At 39.8% G+C, this 7,280-nt stretch carries 6 protein-coding genes; 1 reads left to right on the top strand and 5 read right to left on the bottom strand.

Features of this window, described 5'->3' with window-relative positions:
- Window positions 1-280: 280 nt before the first annotated feature.
- From QZ738_RS07510 to mutL, 5 genes are all read right to left on the bottom strand, one after another.
- Window positions 281-913, bottom strand: coding sequence for an NAD(P)H-dependent oxidoreductase (locus tag QZ738_RS07510; protein ID WP_293786186.1), 633 nt, complete (start codon window positions 911-913; stop codon window positions 281-283).
- A gap of 883 nt (window positions 914-1,796) precedes the next feature.
- A complete protein-coding gene (locus QZ738_RS07515) occupies window positions 1,797-2,909 on the bottom strand; it encodes an endonuclease/exonuclease/phosphatase family protein (protein WP_293786188.1) in 1,113 nt (370 codons plus the stop codon).
- Window positions 2,909-3,763, bottom strand: coding sequence for a rhomboid family intramembrane serine protease (locus QZ738_RS07520; protein WP_293786190.1), 855 nt, complete (start codon window positions 3,761-3,763; stop codon window positions 2,909-2,911). Before QZ738_RS07520 ends, QZ738_RS07515 begins: the two co-directional genes overlap by 1 nt.
- Window positions 3,756-4,487, bottom strand: coding sequence for a rhomboid family intramembrane serine protease (locus tag QZ738_RS07525; RefSeq protein ID WP_293786192.1), 732 nt, complete (start codon window positions 4,485-4,487; stop codon window positions 3,756-3,758). Before QZ738_RS07525 ends, QZ738_RS07520 begins: the two co-directional genes overlap by 8 nt.
- Window positions 4,488-4,716: 229 nt before the next feature.
- Complete coding sequence (mutL, locus tag QZ738_RS07530) at window positions 4,717-6,555, bottom strand: DNA mismatch repair endonuclease MutL (RefSeq protein WP_293786194.1); 1,839 nt, start codon at window positions 6,553-6,555, stop codon at window positions 4,717-4,719.
- A 483-nt stretch (window positions 6,556-7,038) separates the two neighbouring features.
- Here mutL and QZ738_RS07535 point away from each other — a divergent pair.
- On the top strand, window positions 7,039-7,280 hold a 242-nt coding region (locus tag QZ738_RS07535; protein ID WP_367268568.1), incomplete at its 3' end, for a transposase.

A 7,280-nucleotide genomic window follows, 5' to 3' on the forward strand; every position in this document is an offset into this window, starting at 1 on the left:
ATAGTGTGTAAAAAAAGCCCTTCTATAAACTGGAAAAAGTTCGCCTTCCTTTATAAGGGCTGACATAAAGATACTGGTTAAATCCTTTCTTTGCAATGTTTTTCCTTAACTTAACGACATTGAACGCGCGCAAGCTTTAGTGCTTATTAACTTTAACCAGTTTACCGTTTAAATCGGTTAATCGACTCCAAACACCAAACTCCCGGCTCCAAACTGATTCCCTTATAACAAAACAAGCCGCTAAATAGCGGCCCGTTTTAAATATAATGGTGTTTGCCTCTTACTTAAATTCAATCAGGAATTCTTCTTTTGGTGTACGTACCTTTTTCAGGTTTACCAGCCAATCACCAGCTTCGTCCCGGTATCCCAGCGGCAATAGGGTAACACTTTTTAAGCCTTTTTTCTCTAAGCCCAAAAGTTCATCCAGGGCAGGTCCGTTGAAACCTTCCATTGGTGTGGCATCTACTTTTAACACCGCAGCTTCTGCAATGGCAATACCAAAAGCAATATAAGCCTGACGGGCTGCATGGTTAAAGTTTTCTTCTGCAGTTCTGGATAAAAGCATGCCTTTAAGTTGGTTCTTATAAGCATCGGTAGTATCTAATGGTAAACCACGCTCTGTATTCATTCTGTCAAAAACTTCGTCGATACCTTCATCTGTGTAATTTTCGTTTGCGGCAAAAATCAATAAGTGAGAAGAATCAATTACTTGCGATTGGTTAAAAGCAATCGGTGCAATTTTTTCTTTCAACTCCTGGTTGGTTACCACAATGATTTTAAAAGGCTGTAAACCTGATGATGTTGGTGCTAAATGTGCTGCAGCAATAATTTGATCAACCTTTTCTTGTTCAACAGGCTGACCATTCATTTTCTTAACGGCATAACGCCAGTTCAGGGCATCTATTAAGCTCATATTTTTGAAGATTTTTTTTAAATTTTATAAAGCAAATATGGAAATAAGGAATAAGCCAATTGTTGATGTATGGTAAGAAAATATAATTATGCTATTGGTTGGTGTCTTACCGACCGAAATAGAATTAGGAAATGAACGGGTTGTAGGGCTTGGCGGTTTTCAGCCCCGCTTTCGCTTATAGTCCTCGCTACGCTACGGGTTATTCCGCTCAATCAGGTTTATGAACAAGGGTTCTGCACCCTGCAACCGTAAAAATGAAATACTGTATTAGCCATTTAGCCCCGGTTGTAGCGTTACCCTGCAGCAACGAGGTACGAGGAAGCGAAGTGTAAAAGCGAAAAACGGGAAGAAACTTATTGTTTTGTACATGCCATGCGCTCCAAACGAAAAATCATTAAACTATCTCGAAAACGTAATTTTTCCATCGCCATGGTTTTTCCTATCGGCTGGTCTCCCACCGGCCGAAATAGAAGCATATCCAAAAGTGGTCTGTGGAGACACACCACGGGAAGTTGATGTTATTACCTTGTATATCAGCGAAACAGAATTAGGAAACAAATGGTCTGTAGTTCTTGGCAGCTTACAGTCCCGCTTTCGCTTATAGTCCTCGCTACGCTGCGGGCTATTCCGCTCAATCAGGTTTAGGAACAAGGGTTCTGCACCCTGCAACCGTAAAAATGAAATACTGTATTAGCCATTTAGCCCCGGTTGTAGCGTTACCCTGCAGCAACGAGGTACGAGGAAGCGAAGCGTAAAAGCGGAAAACGGGAAGAAACTTGTTGTTTTGTACATGCCATGCGCTTCTCATAAAAAAAACGATCCTCGGTCTGTGTCCTCACAGAATGAAAAAGGCTGGTCTGTAGAGACACAAGCCAGGGAAAGCTTAAGGTACAAACCTCAAATCACTCCTTACCGGAAAATGATCTGATAATTTAGCTTGCGTGATTTTATAGTTTAATACCTCAAGTTCTTTGGATGTGGCAATATAATCAATCTGAAAATTAGGAAACTTACCGTTATAGGTTTTACCAAGGCCATTGCCCTTTTTAATAAAACTATTGTTTAAACCTGCTGTAATCTGCGTAACCACGTAAGATGCTGGCGTATCATTAAAATCGCCGGCAATAAGGTAGGGTGTTTTGCAGGTGGCCATTTCTTTTTTCATAATGTCTACCTGACCGCTACGTTTCAAAAAGGCACTTTTCAGCATTCTTAAGATCCGTTTAGAGGGTTGCAGTTCGGTATTCATTTCCTTAACCTTATCCAGGTATTCGTAATCCTGTTTTTCAAAGGAAATAGATTGAAAATGTACATTATAAACTCTAAGGGTTTTTCCTTTAATATTTACATCAGTGTAAATACTCATGTTACCTGGATAGCCCTCAACAAAAGGGATTTTGCCGGAATTTTTAATGGGAAACTTTGAAAATATGGCTAAACCTGTGGCTTCATAGTCGTTTTTATTGGTAGGTACAAAGTAGTAATATTTGGTATTTAATAGTGTTTTTAAGCTATCAACCGTATCAAACGCACCTTTGTAGCGGGTAAAAAACTCCTGAAAGCAGATAATATCGGGGTTTTGATCTTTCACTACCCGAAGCATCTTTTCTTTTACCGATTCGGTATTGTCTTCCCCATATAGTTTAAAACTGTGTACGTTATAGGTCATCATTCTGATGCTATTCTCTTCCTTTTCAGCTCCTCCTTCATCGCCGCCAATGGCAAAGGTGGCCTTTAAAGTCTTACCACTTATTGCGATAACCAGAACAGTAACGATGGCGAAAATCCATTTTTTGCTCAACAACCACCAAACCAGGAAGATCATATTCACAAACAGGACAAATGGGTAGGCGAGACCGAAAAAAGCAATAATGGCGTGTTTTCTCGGATCCATATTCCCGGCTAGCAAGCCCATAAGCAAAGAAATTGCCAACAGAACGGCAACAGGTAATAGAAGTTTGTCTATAAAATTATATTTCTTCGTTTTTGTAGCCATTAATCTTTACTTGCCTTAAATAGTTTTTCTTTTTCTATGGCTGTTAGTTTATCGTATCCTGAAGTTGATATTTTATCTAAAATGGCATCTATTTCCTGTTGAGAAACACCGCCTTTAAATTCAGGTTTTTTAACAGGTGTTTCATTCCGCACTATTTTTAGTTTCGGCTTTCGCTCAAACATTTTGCTCCAATCTCTTCCATTTTGCAAACTTTTTATAAAAGTAAAACCTAGAAGTGCACCACCGATATGGGCCAAACTTCCACCGGCATTTATGGATCCGATGGCAATAAAATCGAGAATAAAATAGACAATGGCAATCCATTTAATTTTTACCTCACCAAAGAAAAGCAGCATAATACTGTAGTTGGGTACCAGGGTTGCAGCAGCAAAAATGATGGCCATTACGGCGGCTGATGCGCCAATAATGGTTACGCCAGCTAATCCGGCAGCGTAAACAGGGAATATATTTAATGCAGCAACCGCAAATATACCACCAAATAAACCACCTGCCAGATACACAAAATGAAACTGTCTGCTTTTCAGGAAATTCATAAATATATTACCGAACCAGAATAGGCCGAGCATGTTAAACAAGACGTGGAGAATCCCGTCATGAAAAAACATATAAGTGAATAAGGTATAAAAACGTTCGGGAAATTTCGAAATACCGGCAGGTAGGCCTACATATTCCCTGATCCATAAATTAGCATCGATTGGAATACGGCCTAAAAAAACCACTACCCCAATAATGGCAGTAACTAAAAAAAGGATGACATTAATTCCAATGTAAAAAAACAATGGATTGCCCGATTGAAAAACCTTGTATTTTAAATCTTTGAAAGTATTATTCATAGAGTGTATAAAATGTATCGTTTTTATCTTTCCATATTTTAACCAGTATGAAGCCAATCAAGGCGCCTCCAAGGTGTGCATAATGGGCAATGGAATCGCCTTCAAACTGGGCAACACCCAAAGATAACTCTACTAAAATATAAATGGGTATAATATATTTAGCTTTTACCGGGACCGGAATAAACATAATGAGTAATTCGGCATTTGGATAAAGCATACCGAACGCTACCAGTAAACCAAAAATAGCACCCGAAGCGCCAACCATGCCGCCAAAGTAGATGCTTCTAAGTGTAACGGCTTGTGCCATTGAAAGCTGTGAAGTATTAAATTCGCCCTGAAATAATGCAGCAAGGTTTATTTTTCCATTATTGGTGGCGCTACCTATAATCTGGTGTACCTCGTAAGCCTGTACCGCCCACTGTAATGCAAGCGCACCCAATCCCGTTATAAAATAAAAAATGATAAATTTTTTACCGCCCCATCTCGATTCAAGGATGCTTCCAAAGGAGTACAATGCAAACATATTAAAGAAAATATGCGCGATGCCACCATGCATAAACATGTAGCTAATAGGTTGCCATATCTCAAATTTTGGAGAATCAAAATAATAAACAGCTAGAATATCATCCAGATGAAGGTTAGTTAATAAATAAGTTGCTACGAAGAATAAAACGTTAATGATCAGTAGGTTTTTTACTACCGGTGGAATATATATGTTGTTCATTTAATTTAAAATGGGTTAACTGGTTAATGGTTTAAATCGGTTAACTGTTTTTTATCTTTCTTCTCCCTTTAAAGGGACAGATTTACATGCTAGATTTTTATATGTTAAGGATGTCCAGGCATTGAGTCTTCCGCTTCTGTCTGCTCCATATCTTCGGACCTCCTGACTTTATCTCCGACTTACGACTCCGAACTAAAGACTCTGGACTAAAGACTCCCAACTCCCCATACTATCCCTTCTCAAACTTCTTATCCAGTTCTGCCAGTGTAATGGTTTGGATAATGGGCTTGCCGCTCACGCTAAAGTTAGGCGTTTTACAGGCAAAAAGCTCATCAATTAAGGTATTCATCTCTTCCTGACCAAGGCTTGTGCCCGCTTTTATCGCACTGTTTTTTGCCAGGCTTCTTGCCAGGCCATCCCGTTTACTCAATTTCAGCTCCTGTTGAGAGTTTTTAAAGCCCTCGATCAACTGTTCAAATAATTGCGTTTCGTTGATGTTGCTGCTGCCCAGATCAACAGGGATACCTTCTACTACCAACGTATTTTTTCCAAATTCGCGTACATCGAAGCCTAAACTTTTGATATCATCCAATAAACTTTTAGCCAGTTCAAAATCCTGGGCATTAAGGGTAATGGTTTGCGGAAATAAACTTTGCTGCGATGCACCTTTGCGGTCATCAAGATGTACGAGAAAACGTTCGTAAAGGATTCGCTCGTGTGCCATTTGCTGGTCAATAACCATCAAACCAGACTTAATCTGCGAAACAATGTAACGGTTATGCAATTGCATGTATTGCTTTTGCTTGGTTTCTAAAACAGTCTCGTCGGCATAAATAGAAGTCTGCTCTACAACAGGTTGTTCGGTTATATCGTAAAGCGAACCCCAGTTTTTGGCACTCGGTTTTGCATCGTAATTTCTTGGCGAAGAGGCATAACCGGAGGTAGAGCTGCTGTCATTCGCAAAGGGATTGAAATCAGGATTAAAATTTATACTCGGTGGCACAATATCTTCAACTGCCTTATGCGTAATCATATTGCTGAAACCGGTTTCCTGATCAAAGTCTAACGTTGGAGCAATATTATACCGGCCAATTGAACGTTTCACCGCCGATTTCATGATCGCATAAATCGACTTTTCATCAAGATACTTAATTTCCGTTTTGGTAGGATGTACGTTTACATCTATTTTCGATGGATCGATTTCAATAAACAATACATACAACGGATAGCTATCATCAGGCAGTAACTCTTCAAAAGCAGAGCTTACTGCATGGTTTAAGTAGGGATCTTTAATAAAGCGGTTATTTACAAAAAAGAACTGTTCACCCCTGGTTTTTTTTGCAAAAGCAGGCTTGCCGATGTATCCTTTTAAGTTAATAATCGTGGTTTCCTCCTCAACAGGAACCAGACGTTCGTTATAGTTGTTGCCAAAAATGTGTACGATACGCTGTTTTAAGTTGCCCTTTGGAAGGTTGAAAATTTCAACTCCATCATGATGCAGACTAAAAAAAACACCAGGATATGCCAATGCTACACGTTGAAATTCGTCTATGATGTGGCGCATTTCTACCGGATTGCTTTTCAGGAAGTTTCTTCTGGCGGGTGTGTTAAAAAACAGATTTTTAATCGAAATCTGGGTGCCGGGAGAAGTAGCGACAGGTTCCTGATTGGTTACCTGAGCCCCTTCAATAGAAATGCAGGTGCCAATTTCATCCTCGTGCCTGCGGGTTTTCATTTCTACCTGGGCAATGGCCGCAATTGAAGCCATGGCCTCGCCACGAAAACCCATGGTACGGATGGCGAATAAATCTTCCGCCTTTTTTACTTTTGATGTAGCATGGCGTTCGAAACACATCCTGGCATCAGTAACGCTCATGCCACAGCCATTATCAATAATCTGAATCAATGCCTTGCCTGCATCTTTTATTACCAGTTGGATTTTATCTGCGCCGGCATCTATCGAATTCTCGAGCAGTTCTTTGACCGCAGAGGCAGGCCGTTGAACAACTTCTCCGGCAGCAATCTGATTGGCGACAGCATCAGGCAATAAATGAATAATATCAGTCATGTATTAAGGCAAAGTGAATTCGCTAAATTATGCAAAATAAGCTTAAAGAACTCCATTTGTTTAAAACTCAACATATAAATGACTGTGGGTAAATAGGATTGAATTGCTACCTGTCATTCTGAACGCAGTGAAGAATCTTTAAGAAACAGTTTGTTATTCCAGCCTTAGTTTTGTTTTTTGAAAAGCAGGGTTCTGCACCAATCGGTTCCGGTAGTCCTGCTGTACACTGTATCCCGATAGAAAAGATCGGGATGCCGTTCCCATCAGGTTTCTTTTACATAGGCCTATCGTTCTGAACCTGGTGAAGAATTTCTGCTGGTTTATTTGTGCTTAATCAACTCAAGCTATATTTCCGAGTTTTCAGTGTTTCCGTGGCAAACGATAATTGGGAGTAGGGGCTGACTAAAAAGGGTATAAAAATTACAGCCGTTGCTTTAAAAAGCAGCGGCTGTTTAGTAAATTTAATTGCGAAAGAAATTTACTATGGCTAAGATACAAAGTTCAGCACAATTCAAAAACTATCAACCTCAACAAATTCTCTTATTACCTCCATCGCTTGATGAGTTGATCGAAGAACATGATCTGGTAAGGGTTGTTGACCATGTTGTTGATTCACTGGATATCAGCGGGCTGATCAACCAGTACAAGGGGGGAGGAACAACAGCTTATCATCCACGGATGTTGTTGAAGATCTTACTGTATGCCTATAGTGTTAAGATATACAC

The sequence above is a fragment of the uncultured Pedobacter sp. genome, from assembly GCF_913776295.1.
GTDB lineage: Bacteria > Bacteroidota > Bacteroidia > Sphingobacteriales > Sphingobacteriaceae > Pedobacter.